Raw genomic sequence first — 23,294 nt, 5'->3', positions numbered from 1 at the left:
CTCTCTTTTCAATAAAATATGCCTGCCTTGGACCTGGAGGACAATCTCCAGGTCCTTTCAGCTTTTTCAAGAAGCGAATTGAATTATAGCTCCGAAGCACAATTGTCCATGGATTCTGAGGATATATTTCATTTTTTTCCAGACATTACTATGATAATGTCTATAGAGGCAAAACGAATCGCTATCGGAAGCAGGTGTTTACTATGAAAAGCACCCTAGAAATGACTCCAGGACCTATCCAAAAACCAAAGAGCAATACGTCCATGCTTCGCAGATATCTCCAGTTCCTGTGGCCTTACCGGATGCGGATTGTGCTAATACTAGCCCTTGGCGTCGCCCAATTCGCAAATCCCCTTATCGCGCCGTGGATGACGAAAATTCTCATCGACGATGTACTCCCCGGCAAGGAGGGCTTCTGGACGCTGGGCAAGGTGGTGCTGGCATTGGCCGGTTTGTACTTGTGCGGGATCTGGACCGGCTTCTGGCGCAATACCGCAACCTTTCGTCTCGGGAACCGCATGGTATTCGATATTCGTAAGCAGCTCTACGCCCAGATGCAGCTTCTTTCTCAGCGCTTCTATGACAACCGGCAGGTAGGCAGCATCGTCTCGCGGATTACAAGCGATGTCAACGGCGCCCAGCAGATGGTTAACGGCGGCGTAATCAATCTGATCATCGATCTGTTCCTGATCCTGTTCGCCGGGTTCATGTTATTCTCTCTTCATTGGCAGCTCGCCCTGCTGGCGCTCTGGATTCTTCCCTTGTATTATTTGACCTTCACCAACCTGAACGTTCGCATTCGGCTATCCTGGCGCTCCGTCCATCGGCAGATGGAACGGATTAACGGTGTGCTTGTCGAGCGAATCAGCGGAATGAAGGTTGTGCAAGCGTTTGCACAGGAGCGGAAAGAAATGTATCGCTTCGAGAAGCAAGCCGTACACCATATCGGCTTGGCCAACAAGGCGAATTTGCTATCGCAATCGCTTGGCCGAATCAGCAACATTTTCACGCATTCGGGTACCTTAATCACTTGGTTCGTAGGCGGGCTGTTCGTGCTCCAGGGACAGTTAAGCATCGGCGCTTTGGTTGCGTTTCAGGCCTACCTGGGACAAATGTACGGACCGATTCAGCGCTTCGCCGAGGCGAACGCTACGATTCAGAACTCGATGACGCATGTGGAGCGAATCTTCGAAGTGCTCGATATGACGCCGGAAGTGGTATCGAAGGAGAACGCCGTCAAGCTCCCCCACTGCGTCGGGAAGATCGAGTTCCATAACGTTTCCTTCACCTATGTCAGCGAATTTCCCGAGAAGCCTAAAGAGGCGGATCCGAACATGGATCCCGATCTGGTCCAGCCGCTTAAGCCGGAGAAGAGCTTCTACTGGCTTCCGCCCCGGATGAAGCCGCCCCTTCCGCCTATGCGGCAGGAGCTGCGGCCCGCCCTGAAAGACATTCATTTTACCGCGATGCCCGGAGAAGTCATTGCCCTCGTCGGTCCGAGCGGGGCAGGCAAGTCGACGCTGGTCAACTTGATTCCTCGCTTCTACGATCCCGATAAAGGAGCGGTTAAGCTCGACGGTATCGATCTTCGGGAGTACGATCTATATGACCTTCGCAGGCAGATTGCCGTTGTGCTTCAGGAGAACGTCTTATTCTCCGGCACGATCTACGAGAATATTATGTACGGCGATCCAGAAGCGACCCGGGAGCAGGTCCTGGCGGCCGCCGCGGCTGCGAATGCCCACGAGTTCATTACAGATATGGAGCAAGGCTATGACACGATCATCGGGGAACGAGGCGTCCGTCTGTCCGGAGGCCAGAAGCAGCGCATTGCCATTGCCCGTGCCCTGCTCAAGGAGCCTCGCATCCTCATTTTGGATGAAGCGACCTCCGCATTGGACTCGGAATCGGAATCGCTCGTCACTGAGGCGCTGGAGCGGCTGATGAAGGGGCGTACGACTTTCATTATCGCTCACCGCTTATCTACCGTCGTACGCGCTGACCGGATTCTGGTCATTGATCACGGGAAGGTAGTGGAGATGGGCAGCCACCGGGAGCTGCTCAAGCAAGGAGGCCTGTACCGGGAGCTGTATGAGAAGCAGCTGAAGGCCATGAATCCTTGGGAGCTGCAGGCTCCCATGCAGCAGCGATGATCCGTTAACCCGCAAAGTGAAAACAACCGAAGTAGGTATTCAGTTACAAAAGATGATGCCCCCAGTTCGTTGCTGTGGGGCATTATTTTTTGAGGTTACGTATGAGCTTTGGTAGGCTTTGCTCCGTTCCCGGCAAACGGCCCTACGCCACACTTCACTGGCTGTGAAAAAAATAAGGAATAACGAGCATGTAGGCCGGAAAAACCAGTTTCAGATCTCCCGTATGATTCAGGTGCTTTTAGGTGAAATTATGTCTGGCTCCCAACAGCCGACAAGCACAGAATGGGATGGAGTGAAACATATTGAAGATCATTGGGCTTTGGATGGGGCTCACCGCATGCTTGATGTTTCCGGGCTTCGCCCATGCCGATACCCCGCAGCAGGATGCGCTCCAAACGGTGATTGAACAGATATATCAACAGCGGGCCGAGGCGCTTCTGTTAGATGCTCCGGAACGGATTCAATCCCAATACATGAAAAATGAAAAAATAAGCCAGTATGCTTACAAGCATGAGGTCAAACGGAGTGAATATATTCATGCTTGGGCGGAAAAAAGAAATGTCCAGTTTGTAGAAATCAAAAGTGATATCAACATTCAGCGGATGAAGGTCGGCAAAAATTCGGCAAAGGTCTCATTATCGCAATCCATGAAGCTTACCTATGCTTATCCCCAACATTTAGGATCGGAACATAGCTTTGGCATCGGTACGAGACATACGTTAGCTCTCGAGAAAGTCGACGGTCAGTGGCGTATCCGCAAGGAATGGTACCTGGATCCTCTGGAAGAGGACCCTAAGCAAATTCCGTTGTGGGTGAAGCTGAAAGAGCAGCTGACCATCGAAGCCGGAGAATCCGAAACCAAACCATCCGAGAAGAAGCATGTCAGATACGACCGGGCCAAAGCGGTGCAATATGCCGATAAATACGCAGGCTTGGCATGGGGAGCAGGAAACAACCACAAGTATAACGGCAAATACAACGATTATACCGGACAGGGCGGAGATTGCACCAACTTCTCCTCACAGGTATTAGGCGATCCTAAGGAGGGCGGAGGGCTTGGCATGACGGGTTACTGGAGATACCGCCCGGGCTATGGTGGAAGTGAGGCTTGGGTTCGTACCGATTCCCTGAAAAACTTCCTTATCGGCCGAGGTTATGCTCGGGTTGTCGCCCGAGGAACGTACGGACAGGTCTCCAAAACGTCTGCCAAATTCCCTCAAGGAGCTTTTGCCCAGATGAAGCCCGGGGATTTAGTCGCATATGAAATCCATGGAGATATCGATCATTTCTCCGTCCTTACCGGATTTGATCCGCAGGGCTACCCTCTAGTGAACTCACATACCGCAGACCGTTACCGTGTTCCATGGGATCTCGGTTGGGATAAATCAACGGTATTTTGGCTGATCCATGTGAAAGATTAGAATTGTTGGACATACCTCATTCGGTTTCCGCGTATGCTTACGATATATGGTAATTGCGGAAATGATCTCACTTGCTAAATATGAACCTAGGGAGATTACGCCGAATGAGGTTGTCCACTTCAGCTATCCAATTTGCTACAAGATCGCTTATTATGCTGTGCGTCAAAATACTTGGAGGCATCGTCCGCATACCGATTTTTCAGATGCTCGGATCTGAAGGCGTCGGGCTATACCAAATGGTTTATTCTACATACGGGCTTCTCTTTACTATAGCAACGGGCGGATATCCAACAGTCTTGACTCTTCGTACGGCAGGCGATCTTCAAAGAGGCCTTCGATATTTTTGGCTGTCTCTATTATATCTTGTGCCCTTCCTTGTCATACTATGCTTTCTGATTCATCTAGGAGCGGGCCGGCTTGCTTTACTATTTGATGAACCTCAAATGAGCAGAGCATTTCTTTATTTATCCCCAGTTCTAGCAATCGTCCCGTTGGTTAATCTGATTCGCGGTTTATTTCAAGGCTTGGAGATGTACGGAGTTGTCGCGGTTTCCGAATTGATCGAGCAAGCGGTTCGGGTCACTGTTATGTTGCTTTTAGTCATAGCGTGGATAAAGGAGAGCCTCCATCAAGCTGTAGGCGGTGCCTTGGTTGGTGCATGGAGTGGCGCTGTCGCTGCACTTCTTTTTTTATCCATTCTCCTGCTTCGTGAACTAAAAGCCTCTGGTCTCAGCTCCATTGGGGGATGGCATAGCTTTGGCGTGAGGAGCGCTTTCCAATTCGCGAACGAATCCTTAATCATCATGGGGACTCGAATCATCATTCCGTTATCCGAGTTTTTGGATGCGCTTATCATTCCGCACCGTCTTCAAGCTTCCGGATTGTCCGTCTCCCAGGCAACTGCCGTTTACGGACAATTTACGGGCATGGCTGCAAGTGTAGTGTACTTGCCGAGTCTAGTAACCGCCTCCTTATCGCATATTTCCGCATCAAAGCTATCTTGGGCTTGGCTGAACAAGAAGAAAGAAAGGTTCCTTCTTCGGGTAGAACGAATGCTTACCCTGGGTTGGTTTTGGGGGCTGGGGTCAGCCTTCTTTATTTGGTATTACCATCATGAGCTGGCCATGATTTTATTTCATAATGCCTCAGCCGGGATCGCGATTGCCTTCCTGAGCATCATGCCCTTGCTTGTGGGGCTCCGGGAGCTGACGACAACGATCCTCTGGGTGATGGGGAAAAGCGCGCATACCATTTACGGATTGGTTGCAGGGCTATTGTGTGCCGTGACGGCCGGTTATACGCTGATTGCCATTCCCGAGCTACGCTATATTGGTACGGCTTTGGAGCTAATGGTGCTGGAGGCCGTCTCGCTCGGCTGGAACAGCTTCATTCTATGCAAACATCGTGTTGTAGTCTTGCCCTACGCAGCTTTGTTCGCCAAATCGATTCTGCTGCTATTTGTCTTGTTTCTCTGCTTCTATTGGTTGGATTCTTTTATCCCGTTTGCTTCGTTATCGCCTGAGTTAAACAGCTCTGCCAGAATGCTGCTTTCCTTCCTATTGCTTAGCTTGCTGGTCCTTCTGGCAACGGTGAAAAAACACTAGCGGTTATGCAGGGCTTCACTGCTTTTTCGGTGAGATAACAATTCCGAAACGGTAATAAATCGGTAGCCTCTCTTCTGCAGCTCCGGCAAAATTACCTTCAAGGCATCAACGGTTTGTGTAGGTCCCTCGATATAATCGTGAAATAGCACAATACTGCCGTTGTCCGCATTCTTCAGCACGCGATCGACGATTTTATTTACACCCGGGGTGTCCCAATCCTTCGTATCCAGCGGCCATGACCAGAGCACCATTTTGTACCCTTCCTGATTCACCATCGTAACGAGGTTATCGTTGTAAATCCCGCCGGGCGGGCGGAACAAGGTGGATCGTTTGCCTGTGATGGCGACGATCAGCTGTTCCGTGTCGTTGATCTCTTTTCTCATATTGGTTCGTTTACCCATGTATGCATGGCTATACGTGTGGTTCGCGATTTCATGCCCTTCGTCCACTTCACGCCGAAGAAGCTCCGGTGCCGCCTTGACTTTATTCCCCACAACAAAAAAAGTTGCCTTGGCTTCATACTGCTTCAAAAGGTCAAGAATTTGTACCGTATGCTGCGGATGCGGTCCATCGTCAAATGTTAAGGCCACGACCTTCTCTTCGGTGGGTATCTCCCATACGACTTGCCCGGTTTTTTCGTAATAATACCGATCTTTCTTAGGTCCGGCTGCACCGGCAGTCGTAATAAAAATAATAGATAACGACAGAAATAGCACGAAGGTTCTCATCCCATACTCCTTTAGAATCCGAATTTTTCTATGGAATAGGATTACCCAAAACATGAAAAAAACACAGCTTTTGACTGTGCTCCGCGAAATGCTCATTCCTTATCGACAGGCATCGTAATTTTCTCTTTATAAAAATCAAAAAACAGCTGTTTTTTCGTTCCCCTTACGGCGTAGAAAACATCCGATACTTGTTTCCCCTGCTGCTCCAGCTCACGCTCGAGCCATTCCCGTGAAATGCCGCTGCTCTCCATATTTTTCTCGATCAGCTGGCCGTCCATGATTAACTCGACCGGAAAGGCTTGAGCCCCCGTTAAAAGCTGAAGATCCTTCTTGGTCACGAACTGGTGTTCTTCCTTCTTGAGAACAGACAGCTTCCCGTTGTCCTCCAGAATGGCAAACTCTACCTCATCCATATTGAACACATTTTTCTCCCGCAGGCCCTGATTCAGTGAATCCAACGTATATCGGGCTTTCCGCATATTATTCTCCAGGACTTTGCCATCCTGAATCAGCACAGTCGGAGACCCGGAGATCCATCCCCGCAGACCTCGGCTTTTCAAGGCAATCAGTGAAAAAATAAAGGAAGCCAGTGTAAACACCGAAAGGGACAGGAGCAAGTAGGACCAAGGAATCTTGTTATTAAAAGCCAAATTGGCCGATATAGCCCCTAAGGTAATTCCGGCAACGAAGTCATGGAAGGTCATGTTGGAAATGGTTTGCTTCCCAAGAATCCTGGCGATCAGCAGCAAAAGGATCAGGGAAGTTACCGTTCTTAGTAGAATATCGAGGTAGTCATTCATAGCTCGTCTCCGTCATGGTTGGAAGTGTATGCTTCATTCCCATTATGAGTCAGATTTATAGAACTTAATCACCCATGAACCATTCTGGGCTGATGCACATAGAATGCCTTATATTGAATGACAGAAACTGGAGGTTCATCTTATGTATTATGTAAATCCTTATTGGAGCAGAGCTGCCTTCGTTCCAATCTGGTCCATCACCACGCAAGAGGCGCTAGAAATGATAAAGGCCTCCGTGCAGGGAGAGCGAAACGACGAACTGTTCTACGATCAGTTGATCAAGCTTGCACCGAACCGGGAACAAGCCGACACGATAGCTTCCATAAGAAACGATGAGCGGGGCCATAACCAGATGTTCCGGCAAATGTATAGGGAATTAACCGGACGTGAGGTCACCGGCGTAAGCAATGAGGCTCCGGAGCAGGTTGCCAACTACATTGCCGGTTTGCAGAAGGCACAGCGGGGCGAGCTAGAAGCCGTCGAACGGTACCGTAAAATATGGTTCGGGCTTCCCCATGGAGTCTACAAGGACACGGTCTTCGGCATTATTTTAGATGAACTGAAGCATTCGGATAAATATAACAATTTGCTGATACGGAACTTGACTTCTCACAAGTAAAGGCACCACAATAAAGAAACAGGCAGCTGCTCTTGGGTGAGCAGACTGCCTGTTTAGCTTAATGCACCAATGTAAACAAACCGTTAATATGGGATAAATAGCGAATATTGCTGGCTTCTTTCATAGCGGATGCCGGGAAGCCCTTCAGCTTCGTCTTCGAAGCGCCGATGGTGGCGATGCCGTCCTTGCGTCCCAGGCTGGCAAGAGTTCCCGAGTTCACAGGCTCGAACTTTTGCATGGACGCTTGGCGTACGTATGCAAACATATTGTAGCCTACCAGCTCTCCCATCTGCCAGGCCAGCTGAGCGGTCGGCGGATACGGTCTGCCCTCTTCAGCCATCATCACAACCGCACTATCTCCAGCCAAGAAGATGTTGGCATGCGAGGTCGATTGCAGGAACTCATTGACCGTAGCCCTGCCGCGGTTTGTTTCGATACCGGAAGCCGCCACAATCGGGTTACCCTGCACGCCGCCTGACCAAACCAAAGTGCCGGTTTCCAGGGTATTGCCATCCTTGAGGTACACGGTGCTGCCCTTCACTTCCGTTATCGGAACACCCGTAAGGAACGTCACTCCACGCTTCTCCAGGCTTGTTCTTGCGCGGTCAACGAGATCTGCAGGGAAGCCTGCCAGAATGGAAGGACCGGCTTCTACACAGTATAGTGAGATTTCGCTGTAATCGATGCCCAGCTTGCGGCACATCGCCGGCAGCTCGTCAGCAAGCTCGCCTACCATCTCGACACCAGTCAGTCCGCCGCCGCCGATAACGAATGTCGCATCCGATTGGTTATGCGTTTGGGCATAGGACTGCAGCTTTGCCTCGATATGCGCTCGAATCCGGTTCGCGTCACGCACGGATTTAAGAGTAAAGCTGTTTTCCTCCAGGCCCGGAATGCCGAAAAAGGCCGTTTCGCTGCCGAGAGCGACAACCAGCATATCATATTCCAAGGTTCGGCCGTCCTGCAGGAGCACCTTGTTCTGATCCGGTGTGAAGCTCTCCACGTTCTGTACGATAAGGTTCACCGATTTGCCATGAAGCAGCTTCTCCAGAGGCAAAGCAATGGCCTGCTCCGAAATGTTCCCGGCCGCCAATCGATGCAGCTCGGTTACGATCTGGTGGGATGGGATCCGGTTGACAAGGGTGATCGATGCTTCTTCCGGTGCGAAATATTTTCTAGCGGTGATTGCACTAAGCAATCCGCCGTAGCCGCCGCCGAGAATTACGATTTTTTGAGTCATTGAAAAAACCTCCGTCTTATCTCTATTAGTCCGCAGCTTATCGCGCGCTCTCCCGTTCGTTGGCAACCGCTAGATATGCGCGCAGGAACCGAAACAGCTTCTGTGCTTGCGGATCATTCATCATTTTGAGCAGTCCGAACAATCCGATCGAATCCGTTTCCTTTTGTGCCCTATCGCTTGCTTCCATAACGGCCGAGGCAATTCCTTTCGCTTTGTCCGCAACGGGCAGGACGATCTCCTCGAAGCCGCCCTTAATGTCCGTAACGAACACCGGGTCGGCTGCCAGCGTGCTTGCCGTTTCATAGACTTGGGCCAGCTTATCTGCTGCTGCAGTCAATCTTGGAAGATTATCGATGAGGACAAGCAAGGATTGTTGAACGTCCGGCTTGGCCAGTTGAGTCAGCAAATGGGTCAGCCCTTGAGCATCAACCGACTCCGTGCTGCTTGTCGGTGCTTGGTTCTGTGTTTCTACAGCTTGCATAAGAACACACTCCTATTTCCTATTTGAGTAATAAACGATCCGTCTCATGTGATTTAATTCACAATTACTTTATACATAATACGACAGGATACGCCAATCGTCAATAAGAAAGTAGTTCTTTTCACATTTCTTCCTGGGGAAAAACGATTCCACTAGGGAAGGACTTTACGAATCCTGTGTTACATAAACTACTGTAGGAAGAAAAGACGTCAAGATTTGGAGGGGAACCTATGTCTTTCTTTGACAAAATGAAGCAAGGCGCTTCGGAAGCAGCGAAAAAAGCGCAGCAGACCGTGGAAATTACACGGATCAAGGCCTCCATCTTCGCCAAACAAAAGGAGATCGAGCGTCAGTACCAGCTCATTGGGCAGCAGGTCTATCAAGCTTATTCCTCAGGAAGCCTTTCTCTAGCGGAAACGGCTATCGCCTCCGGCGCTGAAGCCATCAAGCTCATTGAGCAGGAAATCAAGCTTCTGGAACACAAGATTGTTGAGGTAAAGAAAGAAAAGGAATGCGTATGCGGCAAAGTCGTGCTGGCCGATACGAAGTATTGTCCCGGCTGCGGCTATAAATTCCCGAATGAGCCGGTCATCATTGATTTGGAGAATCCTTCCCGCGTGCCTTGACTTTCATTGCGACAGGCTATCTCTTGAGGCCGATCTCAAGCTGATAGCCTTATTTATGTGCATTCATGCAACAATAAGGAGCGGAGCTTCGTCAGATTCAGTAGGTAACGAGTTGCGGTAAAGGAGGGTTTCGGTGCGAAAATATAAGCTTTCTCTCCTGCTCGTTCTCCTGCTAGCCGTGTGGTCGGGAAGCATCGGTTATTACGAATCGCAGAAGCTGAAAAAGCCGATATTCCTGGAGCATTACTATGAGCTGGACGCCTCCTTGTTTGCCCACACAAGCATCTATTATATAGCCAATACGGATATGAAGAAAAAGCCGTACCAATACGAGCTGCCTAACGGAGCTTGGCTGCGCGTTCACCATTCGCTGCCACGGTCGGAATACGGGAGGCTTCAGGTAATGGAGCAAATTCTTAGTCCCGCTACCTTCGATATGCAGAAGATAACGGAGCCGTACGCCTTTGACCGGATGCGTGTGTACTACACCGACGGGACGGAAGAAGTCGTTTCCATCGGAAGTATAACGATCTTTCCGAATCGCAGCGTAACGGGAGAAAGCCGCATGGAGCAAGCCCATTCGGGGGGATCGTCGGACGGCTCCGGGAGTTCCGGGTATAGAGTGAAGCAAGCGATAACGCTTCAATCGCTGAAGCTTAGCTTCGAGCGTCAGCTGCGCGGTGTTTTTACTGCGGAGCTTAACGGAAAGGATGCCATGGATCGCAAAAGCTACCCGATGACTCTCCAGCCTGGGGACTATATTGGAATGGAGTATCGTTTCGAGCTTCCCCCAATGGATGAACGTCGGCACTATGCTTATCGATTGCGATTGACGCTGCTGGATGCGGAGGGACGGGAGGCGGCATCGCACGGAATTATCGGACAATGGCCACAGTTCGATAACCGGGAGCTGCTCAGCTACGTTCGCCAGCGAAACGGGGGTCAAGACTAATGCATAGAGCCTTTAACCGATTTGCCTGGGCTATGGTATGGATCCTCATCGATGTCAGAATTTTATTCTTCGATATGCTGCCCGATCTGGTTGGCTATGCACTTCTGTGGAACGCCATCCATCGGGCAAGCCAGGTTCGCAAGGAATATTCCCATGCCCTGCCCTATGCAATTGCCCTAACCTTCCTCTCTACCGCAGACCTGTTGCCCCTGCTGCCAAGCTCGGGAAGAGATGGGATTATCAGCATTCCTTTATTAACCTACGGCAGTTTGGTACAGTTTCTCATGCTGGCCATGGTATGCAGGTTTCTCGATGCCGCAAGGAACCATGCAGCAGAGCACGGCGCAGTTGCTTTGGCTCATGCTCTGCGTAATCGAGCGAGGTTGTATTTTCTGCTTAGTTCCGTATCTATGCTGCTTGCGCCATTTCTCATTCATCTCCCAGGATATGATTCCCAGTATTTATCCATTCTTATCATTACGCTTGGCAGCATCTCGTTTCTCCTGCTCTTCTTCACGGGACGCCGCGCAGCGAAAGAGTTACTTTAGTACCATTTTTACCATTTACTGTGTATTTTTAAATAATCTTCATGTAATATAGGGCATACTATCCTCGGAAACGTGATGATCCCTTGCTTCTGCTTGGGCAATATTTCAGAAAAGAAGCGATTGAGACATGGAGATTATTTTTTTTATCGGCTATTTGGGGTGGATTGCAGCGGCGTGGAAATGGGGAGACTGGAAGAATATTAACGATTACATGTCCAGCACCTACTTTTTCATATCCGGCAGCCTGCTCTACTTTTATTTAACAGGGGCTGATATCCTATGGCGGTTTGAATCGCCCTACTTTCAGTGGAAGCATTCCTTGTTCGAGCTGCTGCTCACCTTTGTAGTATTTCCCTGTGTAACCATATTGTTTCTGTCTCACTATCCCAACGGGCTGCTGAAGCGATTATTATATAATTTAGGATGGGCACTGACCTTTGGTATCCATGAATGGATCGTCTATAGGATGGGGTTGTTTACCTACTTTAACGGCTGGAGCCTCGGCTGGTCTGTCTTTGTCGACATCCTCATTTTCCCCCTCCTGCGATTGAATCAAAAGAAGCCGCTGTATGCATATTTGCTGCTTATCATTATCAATGTGATGTTCTTTCTAAAATTCGGCCATGTGGAGAAAATGCCTTAAGAGGCTGTGTCCTGCTGCATAAACCGTAGGGTGCTTGTTGACGTTAATCCTACTCTTGTGTGATAGCGAAGAGTAGATTAGACTGGGAATACTAAGTACAACCAGTCAGCTGGGGTTACCAGACCCCTAATGCATACTATAGGAGGCCCAAATATATGACCTCTCCTACCGCGGACCGTATTGCATTCCCTCCGGGAATTTGGGCAGGATTCCGTCAAATAGGAATAGCCGGCCATGAAATAGCTCGCAAAGCGCAGCTACCCCTTACCATTATTAACGAACCGGTGGTTACCACAGCCCAATATTTTGCGATTTGGCAGGCGTATTCCGAGCTAATGGGTGATACCGCCAAAGGAATCATCCAGCTAGCCACCCTCTTTGAAACTGCGAAGTATCCCCCAACTGTCTTAGCGACTTACCACGCACGCAACTACCGTGATGCTCTAAAGCGAATGGCACGGTACAAACAACTATGTCCGCCCGAGAGCTTAAGTATTACCGAGGAGGGCGAGCATTGCACGATCGAGCTGGAATGGTTATCTAGCCAACATTCCGGTCCGCCGATGCTGGTTGGGATTACACTGGCATGTTTGATGGAGCTTGGGCGCCGGGGAACCGGTCAATCTTTGAAGGCGAAGTGCGTAGAATTCGCACACACAATGGGCGATATTCAGGCCCTTGAAGCTTACTTCGGCTGCCGTATCCGGACCGGTGCCAAGCATAACCGGTTGACGCTGCATCGAAGAGATTTGGATCTTCCCTTCGTTTCTTACAATGAGGAATTGCTGGAAATGTTGACTCCTGCCCTGGACCGATCGCTCGATGAACAGCGGCGCACCCGCTCCATTCCCGAGACGGTCAAAGGGATTATGAAACGTACCCTCACAGGCAGGCGCCCCGACATTGAGACCGTCGCTAAGGAGCTGAGAATGAGCCCTCGTACCTTGCAGCGCCGACTTACCAACGAGAAGACGAGCTTTAAGCAGTTGTTGACCCAAGCTAGACAAGAGCAGGCACGGGAGTACTTGGCGGACCCGTTGCTTGATATTAAAGAAGTGGCTTACTTGCTCGGATACGAAGACCAGAACTCGTTCTACCGCGCCTTCCGCCTTTGGGAAGGGGATACTCCTTCGAATTGGCGGAGAGCGGCCATTCACTAAGTCTTTTGGCGCGTAAAGCAAGAACTTTGACGCATGACGCTATTTTCTGAACGGTCCAGACAACGTAAAATCATCCATATCCGGAACGTAAAACAATTGTGAATTGGAGACATGGATAATGGATATGGAATTAGCTAATAAAACGGCTTTAGTTACAGGATCAACGAGAGGGATAGGCAAAGCCATTGCGATTGAACTTGCCAAAGAAGGGGCTCATGTACTTATTAACGGACGAAACGAGGAAGAGGTAGAACGAACCGTACATGAATTGAAGTCGGAATTTCCGGCTACCTCTCCTCAGAATGCTGCAGCCGATCTTGTGGATCCTAGTCAAAGAGAAACTTTATTTAAAAAATATCCCAAGGTAGATATTTTAGTTAACAACATGGGAATTTATGAAGTACTGCAATACGAGGACATCGACGATGAGGTTTGGGAAAGGTATATCCGTACCAATGTACTTGCAGCAAATGGTTTAACAAAGCTTTACCTGCCTAGCATGCTGAAAAACGATTATGGGCGCATTGTTTTTATTGCAAGTGAAGAAGCAATGATGCCCTCAGGACTCATGCCGCAGTATAGTATAACGAAATCCATGCTGCTTTCACTTTCTAAAAGTTTATCGAAACTAACCAAAGGCACGGAAGTTACGGTTAATACAATTATGCCGGGGCCAACGCTCTCCGAGAATGTGCATCAGATCATTGAAGGAATGTACCCGAATGAGGATATGACTTTCGAGGAAAAAGAAAAGCAATTTATGTCTGCAAACCTGCCTCAATCGGAAATTCAGCGATTTATTAGGCCTATTGAAATCGGAAGATTAACTACGTTCGTATGCAGTCCTTATGCATCCGCATTTAAAGGCTCTCCTATTCGAATCGATGGGGGAATAGTGCCGACTATTTTCTAACGCGGTGATCCATATGCGTTGATTACCTCGCCTCCCGTAGAACATTACAAAAAGCAGCATAATCCAATTTGGGAGAGTGCTGCTTTTTCTTTGATTTACCTGTGATTACAATTTTACAACAACTTTGTGATTATCCCGCTTGTAACCTCATCGGTTTGTTCCAAACAGCATATCCGTATAGTAATAAAAAGGTCCCGGAGTTTCGGTATCCCGGGTGGACACCGGCAAGATGTAGGTTTCCAGCGGCACTCCCTCCTTACGGACCTCCACCTCTACCTCATATTCACCGGCAGCGAGAGACAGCTCGATCCATTGTTCCTTAGGGGCACGGTGATACGCCGGCATGAATGCCGGGATGCTCTGACAGTTAATGACAATCTCATCGTTTAATCTAAGTATGATGGGCGCGTTAGATGCTGCGATGAGTCTTACCTTCCGATCCGACGGATTAAGCAGTGTCGTCTTAGCCCGATATAAACCTTCCGTATCGGTAGCCACGGCCTTCTCCCAATCCAAACGATTGCCGGAGAACTCCGCTTCGACGCCTTCGCTGCCGTCAGGTCCCCATACCGTCCAGCGGGATGCGCCAACCAACGCAAACGTCACTTTCTCCGCGGCCCACACCGAGCCGTCGTGTATTCTTGACCAGATGAGGTTCAGCTCGTAATACGGAGCTGCTGTCCCTGCGGAAAACACGACGGCATCCCAGACGACCTCCTCGTTTGGCTTCAGAACGACCTCGATCGCTTCCGGCCCCTTCCAGTTTTCCGGCAAATCCATCGAGAGACTTCCCGTCAGGGTGATCTGCGAGCGGTTGATGAGCGTGATTCGCAGCGATTTCTCCTTATTTGCGCCGATTGCCGGTCCTTCCGCGCCGAATTCAAGGATCAGCTCCAGCGCTTCGTTATGAACCGTTCCCTTCGGCAATAAGTAACGAGTAGAGGTTGCCGATCTGCCCCATAGTTCCCTTACCTCTTCCAGCGAAAGCTCACGGCGGCTCAAGCAGGTCGGTTCTTCGGGATGCACCATAATGTCCGAATCCCAGGCAGCCAATACCTGCTTACCCATCCGAATCGTACGACGGGTCAGTTCATCCAGATTGCCCGGGGCCGGGAATCCTTTGATCGGGGGACTCACGACGACGCGATCGCCAACCGGCTTCACCCATTTGTCAGGCAATCCTTCCGGTCCGAGCAGCATGCCCAGAATGGCGCCAAGTGTCGCTGCCGTGCAATCCGTGTCATATCCGCAATTGACGGCCTTCAGAATAGCGTCCTCGAAGTCGGTCCCGTACAGCCAGCCGAGAATGGTAAACGCAATATTTTGCGGAGCGTCGGTGAAGTTGTCGCTTCCATGCAGCGCTAAGATCAATGCACGGGTTTCCGTCCAGCTTTTCCCCTCCCGATGCCAGCCGAGCAGATCTTCCAGTGCCTTGTAGGTGCGGCTTGTGCCGGGAATAAACATCATGCCGATCTCAATCAGCCGGTCGCGGTCCTTCTCGAAGAAGATAGCGCTCTCAATGGCGGCGAAGAACATTTCCCCATAGACCCCTTCTCCGCCCGCATGATCGACGATCGCGTCCTGATACGCGTAATAAGCGGCCTTCTCCGGTAAGCCCGGCGCCGTCATCGCCCATATTTCCGAACGGATCGGAGAGCCCATGCAGTTCGTGAACGGATTATTGAAGGAGCCGGCTACCGGCGGAATGAGTCCTCTCCGCAGATTGGTCAGCGCGTAACCGTATTCATCGTACGGGAAAAAGATATGCTCCAGCCACTCCTGACCAAGCTCACGCGCGGTAAGGTAGGGACCGTACTGCTCCAGCGCATGCAGCCAAACCAGCTGAAGATCGAGATCATCGTTCTCGAGGGGACCTTCCGGCAATCTCGGATAGAAGGTCAGCTCAAGCAGCTTCTTGACACCCTCTACGGGGGCGCCAAGCGTTCCCCCGATATTTTTACCAAGCCATCCGCCGTATACGATCCGATAATAATCCTTTTCATTTATAATATTGCTTTGCATGATCACCGTCTCCTTCGATTTCGGTTATGATAGAAGCATCCTATTTCGATTATAGAAACGTAAGTTGAGCGAAGCCATGAACACAATTTAGTTTCATCTATTAAAAATATCGGAGGCAGCCATTCCATGTACTATTCCATGTCACGTTTGTCCGTACCGGATGTGAAGTGGGCGGATCTGTTCGATGCGAATGCCAACACCACCTTTTTCAATAAACACTACAATCCTTATTACGAATTGATCGTAGCAGCCGAGGGCACGGTGCATCTGGAAGCCGGGGATAACCGTTTCGTCCTGCAGGCCGGGGATTCCCTATTGCTCCGTCCCTGGGAGCAGCATACCGGCTGGAGCCCGAAGGAACGGCAGGGCACCTTCTATTGGGCACAGTTCTCCTGTCATCCCGGCCTGAACGAATTCGCCTTACATCAAGCGCCTGACCTTACGATAGTCCATGCCGAACGGACCGAGCTGCGGACGGTCGACTTCAGCCATGAGGATCTGGTCATCCTCCCAAGATGGCACCGCAGCCGTCATCGCTACAAGCTGCTCAGCCGGTTCGAGGAGCTTCTGGAAACCATGAAGGAGCCCCGCGGCTATTTTCGCTATCAAAGCACGCTTCACCTAGCCGAAATTCTCGGATTCATCGCCAACGACTTCCTGGAGCAGAGCCATCTGGACACCGATTTTCCGATATCGTATATCACCTTCCGCAGGCTGGTTAACTATTTGAACAATGTCTACGAATCGGACCTAAAGAGAGCGAAGCTGGAGCAAGCCCAGGGCTATAAATACGAATACCTATGCCAGGTGTTCAAAAAATATGCCGGCACCACCATGAACCACTATCTTCAGCAGCTTCGGGTTCAACGAGCCAAGCACCTCCTCCGCCATACCGGCAAAAGCGTTCAAGAAATTGCCCAGGAGGTCGGATATGCGGACCCGTTCTACTTTAGCCGATTGTTCAAGAAGATCGAGGGAGTATCCCCGCTCCACTATCGGGAGGACAGGCAGCATTTCAGGAATCAAGCCGATGGAAATAAGAACAAGCACTCCGACTGAGAGTGCTTGTTCTTACTAATATTCATAAGATTATTAACTTAATTATGGCTTTACGAATTCAGTCGCTCCAGCTTATCCGGGTTAGAAACCAGGTAGATCCCGCTGATCCGTTCCCCTTCCAGGGCAAACGAAACCACGTATAACACTCGATCCTCCAGCGTATACACCAAACCGGGAAGACCGTTCACCTGGTCACTCTTGACCTGCATGCCTTCAGGCAGCTTGGATACCGTACCTATAATGAAAGCGACGATCCGCTCCGGCGTCAGGATCGGCTTTAACGCCGCATTCACCTTTCCGCCGCCGTCCGAAACCAGGACCGCATCTTGCGTAAGCATCTGCAGCACTTTAGGAACATTGCCTCGTTCCAGCGCTTGCCCAAACTCCAACAAGATGCTTCTAGCCCGCTCATTATCCTTCATGTCGGGAGGCTTCACATCCTGCTCCTCCCTAGCTGGCATGCCCTGCCGCGCCCTGCGGTAAATTTGACGGCAATTGGCGGTGCTTTTTCCAGTGATCTCTGCAATCTCATCGTAGCTGAAGTCAAACGCCTCACGAAGCACGAATACCGTTCGTTCGGCGGCATTCAGCTGCTGAAGCAGCAGCAGATAGGCCGTATGAATCGTATCCTTGCGGATGCACGCATCCTCCGGGCCTGCGTTCGTTAGCGGCTCCGGCAACCACGGTCCGACGTAGGACTCCCGCTGCCTTCTGAGCTTGCGGATCCGGTCGGCGCAATGATTTGTGAGAATGCGGCACAAATATGCCTTGATATGAGTAACCGGCTCCCCCTGCACTGCCGCTGTTTGCTTAGTGCGCTCACTCCAAGCCAAGAAGGTTTCTTGTACGGTGTCCTCCGCATCCGAAATGCTGCCAAGCAGCCGGTATGCAATGGAAAATAACAACGGCCGATACGTCTCATACAGCTGATCGATTTGCATTCCTGCCCCCTTTCGACTCCTGCCCGAGCAGTGCACCGACCGCTCTCTTGGCGCTTGCGGCCGATGCGTCAGCCAGCAGCTCCCGGTGCCCGGCCCAATCCCCCGCTACATAGAGACCTGGCATTTCGGGAACGGCGGGCCCAGGAAGCAGCTGCCTTCCCGTATGCGGGTGGTCATGGACGACAGTCATGTGCGGCAAATGCTGCACTGCGGCCGTCTCTTCTCTCCAGCCCGGCTGGAGCTGCTCCATGATGTGTTCCATATGCCGTTTGTCCTGTTCGGTATGGGGCTGATCCGCTCCGTGATACTTGAGCAGAGAAACGGCAAGAAGTCCGTTATCGTTAAGTGTAGCGACTCTCGATTGATTCGTAAACAGAAAAGGTGAATCGACTCCCATCACGAACTGAACGCGCGGCTGCGTGAGTCTGCGCATGACCAGATCCAGGCAGGCAGCCGTAACAGGCTCTGCTTGACGGCGCCACACGTCCAAGGAGGTACGTTCCGCCCCTTCAACGATCCGGCAGCATTCCGCCGGGGGAATGGCCAGAATGACAGACTCTGCCTGTACCGCGTCTCCATCCGCGAAGGAAACGGAATAACGGCGCGTTTCCGCAGCTGCCGCCGGACTTACCCGCCGCACCGTCCTTCCAGTTACAGCAGTAACCAGCCCGGTTCCCTTCGCCGTTAGACGAAGCCGTTCTATCATCGTCTGCCATCCGCCGTGAAGATACAGCACGCCTCCTTGCAGGACATGCCGAAGCTGCCGAAGAACGGGGCCGGCCAGCTGGATATCGGGACGATGGGCGTAGGTCGCAGTTCGGCACAGCGTGTAGAACAAATGACGAACCATCGGCTCACGAATGCTATCCTCCGCCCAATCGGCTAAGGAGCCGGCAGGCAGCATGCTGTCATTCATAGCCTTCACATTCATCATTAGCTTTGCCATCTCAAGCTTCCCGGGCCAGGACAGCAGCCTGGAGGAAAGAAGCGACAGCGGCGAGCCCGGGAGCGTATAAAGCTTGCCGTTGCAGTTGGCATACCCCCCTGCTTCAGGAACCCCTCCTTCCAGCTCGATTCCGAGCTCCTTCAGAACGGCCGGAAGCTCTCCATCCCGGTAGACCGCATGGGCGCCCAGGTTTAGCGCCGTCCCTTCCTTAATGACGGTTGCAGCCCTGCCCCCGAATACCGCAGCCTTCTCCACCAGCAAGGTGCGCTTTCCGTTCTTTGCGGCATAAACCGCCGCGATCCAGCCTGCCAAACCTCCGCCGACAACGACAACATCCCATTTGCTTTGATTCAATCGAATCCCCTCCCTTGTTTTCACACATAAGTCGTTTGAGGCCTCTTTTTTGTGACAAAAAAAAGAGGCAATCCGCAAAAAGGATTGCCTCTTTTGAAATTTCACTACAATGTCGCCCAGTTACCGCTGCGGAATACCGGCTCAATCGTTCCGTCCGGCAGCTCTCCGTCGATGTCCAGCTCACTCGAGCCGATCATAAAATCGACATGGGTCATGCTGATATTAGCTCCCCGTTCGAGGAGCTCCTCCTTCGTCAGCTTCGTTCCGCCTTCGATCGTAAACGGATAAGCGCTGCCGATCGCCAGATGGCAGGAGGCATTCTCGTCGATCCCCGTGTTGTAGAACACGCGTTCCGTATTGGAAATAGGGGAGTCGTGCGGCACGAGCGCAACTTCACCTAAGTACAAAGCACCTTCATCGGTCTCAAGCAGAGCTTGAAGGTATTCGCGGCCCACCTCGGCTTGGTATTCCGTAATGCGCCCGTTCTCGAAGGTAAACGAGAAACGATCCACCAGTCGGCCGTTCAGATTGAGCGGCTTCGTACTGGTGACAGTTCCGTTCACGCCGATTCGCGAAGGCATCGTGTACACCTCTTCGGTCGGCATGTTGGCTACAAAATACACGCCGCTGTCATCGGTTGTACCTCCGCCATGCCAAACATGCCCCTCGGGCAGCTCGATCGAGAGGTTGGTGCCGGGCGCGCGGTAATGGAGCTTTTTGTATTTTTTCGTATTAAGCTTCGTTTTCACTTCCGTAAGGGCACGGATATGCTCTTTCCACGCTTCCACCGGGTTCTCCTGATCGACCCGGTTCATACGCAGCAAGGCTTCCCACATCGCACTTACTTGCTCAGACTCCGGCAGGTCGGCGAACACTTTGGCCGCCCAGGCGCGGGTCGGAGCCTTAACCAGACACCAGCTGAACTTCTTGTTCCGAACGTAGCCTTGAAACTTCTGCCGGGCCGTCGAGGCAGCCCTGGTTGCCCGGGTTACCCGATCTGACGGAATGCCCTTATACAGCTCCGGATCGGGAACCTTAATGTTCAGCAGTGCGCCCCCGCTCTCTGCGAGCTGCTCCATCATACCGGCCGTCCATTGCGGATAATAATCGAAGGATTCCTCCAGAGCATGTGTGAAGCGCAGCCGGGTCACCTCTTCGTCATCCCATTGCACCTGCACGTATTTTGCTCCGGCCTCATAAGCTTTTTTTACTACTTTTCTGGTAAAATCTGCAACCTCTAGCGGCGATTCAATCAGCAGCACCTGCCCGGGCTGAATATTCACTCCGATCCGAACGACAAGCTCGGCATATTTTTCAAGACTTCGATTTAATGTGTCCATATACACTACACTCCCTATGTAGTAAAGTAACGATAATTGCCAATCGATTTATTATACCATAGGTTAATTTATAAATTGTAATCAAACTGAAATATAGCTATCATCGATCCTTAACATAAATGGGCTATACTTCTTTATGACCCCCTTTTTCATTATATATATCTTTAGACCCGCAGCCCGTTGCTGTGGGTCTCTTTTTTTCTACCTTAACAACCGCTTCAGGAGGCTCATCGCCCTCTCCGTTCGACCATACCTTATGCTGATATCGAACCGCGTAGTCTGCTTGAGCACCCCTTTGGCATGAGAGAAGGCATCAAAGCTGAATTTTCCGTGATAGGCGCCGGTGCCGCTAGGCCCAACACCACCGAAAGGCAGATAAGGAGATGACAAATGCATAATCGTATCGTTAATGCAGCCGCCTCCGAAAGAGATTCGTTGAATCACCTTCTCCTGCACCTCCGTACTTTCGGTAAAAAGGTATAAAGCAAGAGGCTTCGGTCGTTCAACAACCTGCGCTATGGCCTCATCCAGATCCTCATATTCCAGAATAGGTAAAATCGGGCCGAAGATCTCGTCCTGCATAACCCGTGAGCTCCAATCCACCTCCGCGAGAAGCGTCGGTTCAATTCGTCTTAGCTCAGGAACGGAGCGTCCCCCATAGACCGGTACCCCATCTTTCAAGTACGCAGTCAACCTCGCGAAATGCCGATCGTTCACTATCGCGGGATAGCGGCTGCCGTCCGCCAGTACATCCCCGTACATTTCACGGATTTGCTTAGACAGCTCCTGTACGAGCCTGTCCCTCACACTCCGGTGTACCAGAACATAATCCGGCGCGACACAGGTCTGCCCGGCGTTTAGAAACTTTCCCCAGACAATCCGCTTCGCAGCCAGCTCAAGCTTGGCGTCGTTGTGAACGAGGGTCGGACTTTTGCCGCCCAGCTCCAGTACGACAGGTGTGAGATGCTTGGCGGCCGCTTCCATCACGACCCTGCCAACCCCGGTGCTGCCGGTGAAAAAGATCAGATCGAAGGGCTGTTCCAGTAGCTCTGTGCTGGCCTCCACTCCTCCCTCCACCACTGCAATATATTCCGGATCGAACGTCTCCTTGCAAAGGCGGGCGATCAGCGCCGACGTATGCGGGGTCAGCTCGGAAGGCTTGAGAATAGCGCAGTTGCCCGCTGCTATCGACCCAACCAGCGGAGCGAGCGCCAATTGAAACGGATAGTTCCAAGGGGCAATGATCAGCGAGACGCCTCGCGGCTCCGGGACAATGAAGCCGGAAGAACCGAGCAGGGCCATACTGGATGAGACCCTGCGGGGCTTGGCCCACCGTTGGATATGCTTTATCGCGTGCCGGATTTCAGCCAGCAGGAAGCCGACCTCCGTTACGAACGTTTCGAACGGCGGCTTGGCAAAATCCTTCGCTAGCGCCTCCGTCACCTCCGCTTCTGACCGTTTCACCATGTCATATAATTTTTGCAGCTGCCCGGTCCGGAAGGAGACCTCCCTGGTTGCACCGCTGCGAAAGTACGCCCGTTGTTGGTTGATGAGATCTGATATATTCAAGCTTCTTGAAGCCCCCTGTTGGATGGTTTTTCCTACTATTGTGCATCACGGAATAGCGTTACTATACTTCATCTCCTACCGGTATCAAACTCCAAGTATGAACGCCCTGTCATATGGGTTGGGTTATCTGCCTTCTCCATATCTTCTTTGATTTGTATTGGATATCTATCTCCATTAATTAAGTCAACATAACATATTATTATCGGACTTCAAATTAAGCTCATGAAGCCTCCGTTAAGTTCTTTGATCGGAGCATTTCTGCAAAAATGCAACTATCAATCATGATTTCTACCAAAATGGAACAGATTTCTGCGAATAGTCACAATTGATTGACCACATTCCTCGTGTCCGGCCAAAATGCGCTCTGAAAGTTGCGTTTTAGCACAAATCTTTTCCGAGCCAGGGTTAAGCGACTATATTTCTGCACTTTAGCACTTTTGCGGTTCGAGGTGGGACCACTGGTCTCCCTGACTTCGACCTATACTCTCCGCGTAAACGTCCCTGCCAGCTACTTCTGTTCCAAAAATCTTCTCTTGTCCCGGAGGCGGTACGAATCCTTATCATAATTGAACTTGCCCTTCGCCGTATGCGGATGCTCTTTGCCCCGGCTCAACTGGAAGGGGCTATACAAGCCGGAATCCGCGGGGCGTCCAATAACGTGTATTCCGCGAAGGATCAATAAAACGTTTGAATAGTCGGCCATAGCTGGAGCACCAGAAATCCGAACAACCAAGGCGCGATAAACAAATAACCGACGAACGACGCATTCCATCGGTTCAATATTGCCGAACTCCTGACCACGCCTGTGCCTTCGCTGCAACGACAGCTATTGTAGACTGTGTATCCACGGGTTCATACGCAAAAAAAGCTCGATGCCCCGACTTAAGCCGGATCAACGAGCTTCTTTTCCTTCATCACAACATAGGTTGTTCGCATTACAGCAGGACGTGCAGCCGGTGCGGCGATCCGCTGGCCGGCCCTCTCTTTCATCAATTTTTGCAGCCGAACAATATAGACATCCAAACGCTGGCTCAGCTCGATCACATCATGATCCAGCAGGCTGCCCTTCTTCAACGCCAATTCAACCATTTGAACCCGCAGCTTCTCTATGATGTGGTTCAAGCAAAACTCCGACAACATGTACGCGCGCTCCTTATTCAACAAGTATGGTTAGT

The 23,294-nt window shown here is 51.1% G+C and carries 21 protein-coding genes; 11 read left to right on the top strand and 10 right to left on the bottom strand.

The features are described from left to right. The first annotated feature begins 263 nt into the window (after positions 1–263). The 3 genes from QMO62_RS25810 (at position 264) to QMO62_RS25800 (ending at position 5,178) form a co-directional block, all read left to right on the top strand. On the top strand, positions 264–2,153 hold the full coding sequence (locus QMO62_RS25810) for an ABC transporter ATP-binding protein (protein ID WP_284645377.1): 1,890 nt from the start codon (positions 264–266) through the stop codon (positions 2,151–2,153). 302 nt (positions 2,154–2,455) lie between these two features. Continuing rightward, positions 2,456–3,574, top strand: a complete 1,119-nt coding sequence (locus tag QMO62_RS25805; protein ID WP_284645376.1) for an amidase domain-containing protein — start codon at positions 2,456–2,458, stop codon at positions 3,572–3,574. A gap of 80 nt (positions 3,575–3,654) precedes the next feature. Next, a complete protein-coding gene (locus QMO62_RS25800) occupies positions 3,655–5,178 on the top strand; it encodes an oligosaccharide flippase family protein (RefSeq protein WP_348651729.1) in 1,524 nt (507 codons plus the stop codon). Here the strand turns inward: QMO62_RS25800 and QMO62_RS25795 are convergent. Together QMO62_RS25795 and QMO62_RS25790 are read right to left on the bottom strand one after the other, a co-directional pair. Then, positions 5,175–5,906 (bottom strand): polysaccharide deacetylase family protein, encoded by a 732-nt coding sequence (locus tag QMO62_RS25795; RefSeq protein ID WP_284645375.1) that lies wholly within the window; start codon positions 5,904–5,906, stop codon positions 5,175–5,177. The genes QMO62_RS25800 and QMO62_RS25795 overlap by 4 nt on opposite strands. Positions 5,907–5,998: 92 nt before the next feature. Further along, positions 5,999–6,706: a DUF421 domain-containing protein gene (locus tag QMO62_RS25790; protein WP_284645374.1), complete on the bottom strand. Its 708-nt coding sequence runs from the start codon at positions 6,704–6,706 to the stop codon at positions 5,999–6,001. A 142-nt stretch (positions 6,707–6,848) separates the two neighbouring features. On the opposite strand from QMO62_RS25790, the gene QMO62_RS25785 reads away from it, so the two are divergent. Next, positions 6,849–7,325: a ferritin family protein gene (locus QMO62_RS25785; protein ID WP_284645373.1), complete on the top strand. Its 477-nt coding sequence runs from the start codon at positions 6,849–6,851 to the stop codon at positions 7,323–7,325. Positions 7,326–7,383: 58 nt separating this feature from the next. On the opposite strand, the gene QMO62_RS25780 is transcribed toward QMO62_RS25785, so the two are convergent. Both QMO62_RS25780 and QMO62_RS25775 read right to left on the bottom strand, forming a co-directional pair. Further along, positions 7,384–8,565 carry an NAD(P)/FAD-dependent oxidoreductase gene (locus tag QMO62_RS25780; protein ID WP_284645372.1) on the bottom strand — a complete coding sequence of 394 codons (1,182 nt, stop codon included), beginning with the start codon at positions 8,563–8,565 and terminating at the stop codon, positions 7,384–7,386. Positions 8,566–8,602: 37 nt separating this feature from the next. Next, positions 8,603–9,046 carry a helical membrane plugin domain-containing protein gene (locus QMO62_RS25775; RefSeq protein ID WP_284645371.1) on the bottom strand — a complete coding sequence of 148 codons (444 nt, stop codon included), beginning with the start codon at positions 9,044–9,046 and terminating at the stop codon, positions 8,603–8,605. 230 nt (positions 9,047–9,276) lie between these two features. Between QMO62_RS25775 and QMO62_RS25770 the strand changes: the two genes are divergently transcribed. The 6 genes from QMO62_RS25770 (at position 9,277) to QMO62_RS25745 (ending at position 13,888) form a co-directional block, all read left to right on the top strand. Continuing rightward, entirely contained in the window at positions 9,277–9,672 is a 396-nt protein-coding gene (locus tag QMO62_RS25770) for a zinc ribbon domain-containing protein (protein WP_284645370.1), read from the top strand. A 133-nt stretch (positions 9,673–9,805) separates the two neighbouring features. After that, the gene (locus QMO62_RS25765; protein ID WP_284645369.1) at positions 9,806–10,624 is read left to right on the top strand and encodes a hypothetical protein; all 819 of its coding nucleotides are present in this window, start codon (positions 9,806–9,808) and stop codon (positions 10,622–10,624) included. Next, positions 10,624–11,172 (top strand): hypothetical protein, encoded by a 549-nt coding sequence (locus QMO62_RS25760; RefSeq protein WP_284645368.1) that lies wholly within the window; start codon positions 10,624–10,626, stop codon positions 11,170–11,172. The genes QMO62_RS25765 and QMO62_RS25760 overlap by 1 nt, the downstream gene beginning before the upstream one ends. A gap of 127 nt (positions 11,173–11,299) precedes the next feature. Beyond that, positions 11,300–11,815 (top strand): CBO0543 family protein, encoded by a 516-nt coding sequence (locus QMO62_RS25755; RefSeq protein WP_284645367.1) that lies wholly within the window; start codon positions 11,300–11,302, stop codon positions 11,813–11,815. Between the two features lie 155 nt (positions 11,816–11,970). Next, positions 11,971–12,975, top strand: a complete 1,005-nt coding sequence (locus tag QMO62_RS25750) for an AraC family transcriptional regulator (RefSeq protein ID WP_284645366.1) — start codon at positions 11,971–11,973, stop codon at positions 12,973–12,975. 118 nt (positions 12,976–13,093) lie between these two features. Further along, complete coding sequence (locus QMO62_RS25745) at positions 13,094–13,888, top strand: SDR family NAD(P)-dependent oxidoreductase (protein WP_284645365.1); 795 nt, start codon at positions 13,094–13,096, stop codon at positions 13,886–13,888. Positions 13,889–14,035: 147 nt separating this feature from the next. Here QMO62_RS25745 and QMO62_RS25740 read toward each other — a convergent pair whose 3' ends face one another. Then, entirely contained in the window at positions 14,036–15,910 is a 1,875-nt protein-coding gene (locus tag QMO62_RS25740) for an ADP-ribosylglycohydrolase family protein (protein WP_284645364.1), read from the bottom strand. A gap of 126 nt (positions 15,911–16,036) precedes the next feature. Here QMO62_RS25740 and QMO62_RS25735 point away from each other — a divergent pair, with 126 nt between their 5' ends. After that, positions 16,037–16,969 (top strand): AraC family transcriptional regulator, encoded by a 933-nt coding sequence (locus tag QMO62_RS25735; RefSeq protein ID WP_284645363.1) that lies wholly within the window; start codon positions 16,037–16,039, stop codon positions 16,967–16,969. A gap of 50 nt (positions 16,970–17,019) precedes the next feature. Here QMO62_RS25735 and QMO62_RS25730 read toward each other — a convergent pair whose 3' ends face one another. From QMO62_RS25730 to QMO62_RS25710, 5 genes are all read right to left on the bottom strand, one after another. Continuing rightward, positions 17,020–17,910 (bottom strand): RNA polymerase sigma-70 factor, encoded by an 891-nt coding sequence (locus QMO62_RS25730; RefSeq protein ID WP_284645362.1) that lies wholly within the window; start codon positions 17,908–17,910, stop codon positions 17,020–17,022. Next, entirely contained in the window at positions 17,888–19,210 is a 1,323-nt protein-coding gene (locus QMO62_RS25725) for an FAD-dependent oxidoreductase (protein ID WP_284645361.1), read from the bottom strand. Before QMO62_RS25725 ends, QMO62_RS25730 begins: the two co-directional genes overlap by 23 nt. A 104-nt stretch (positions 19,211–19,314) precedes the next feature. Continuing rightward, positions 19,315–20,550, bottom strand: a complete 1,236-nt coding sequence (locus QMO62_RS25720) for an aminopeptidase (protein ID WP_284645360.1) — start codon at positions 20,548–20,550, stop codon at positions 19,315–19,317. 201 nt (positions 20,551–20,751) lie between these two features. Further along, positions 20,752–22,119, bottom strand: a complete 1,368-nt coding sequence (locus QMO62_RS25715; protein ID WP_284645359.1) for an aldehyde dehydrogenase — start codon at positions 22,117–22,119, stop codon at positions 20,752–20,754. 882 nt (positions 22,120–23,001) lie between these two features. After that, positions 23,002–23,259, bottom strand: coding sequence for an aspartyl-phosphate phosphatase Spo0E family protein (locus QMO62_RS25710; protein ID WP_284645358.1), 258 nt, complete (start codon positions 23,257–23,259; stop codon positions 23,002–23,004). Between the last annotated feature and the right edge of the window lie 35 nt (positions 23,260–23,294).

Origin of the sequence: Paenibacillus silviterrae (assembly GCF_030167925.1) — a bacterium.
Lineage (GTDB): Bacteria > Bacillota > Bacilli > Paenibacillales > NBRC-103111 > Paenibacillus_G > Paenibacillus_G silviterrae.
This window is presented reverse-complemented; position numbering and strand designations above follow the sequence as displayed.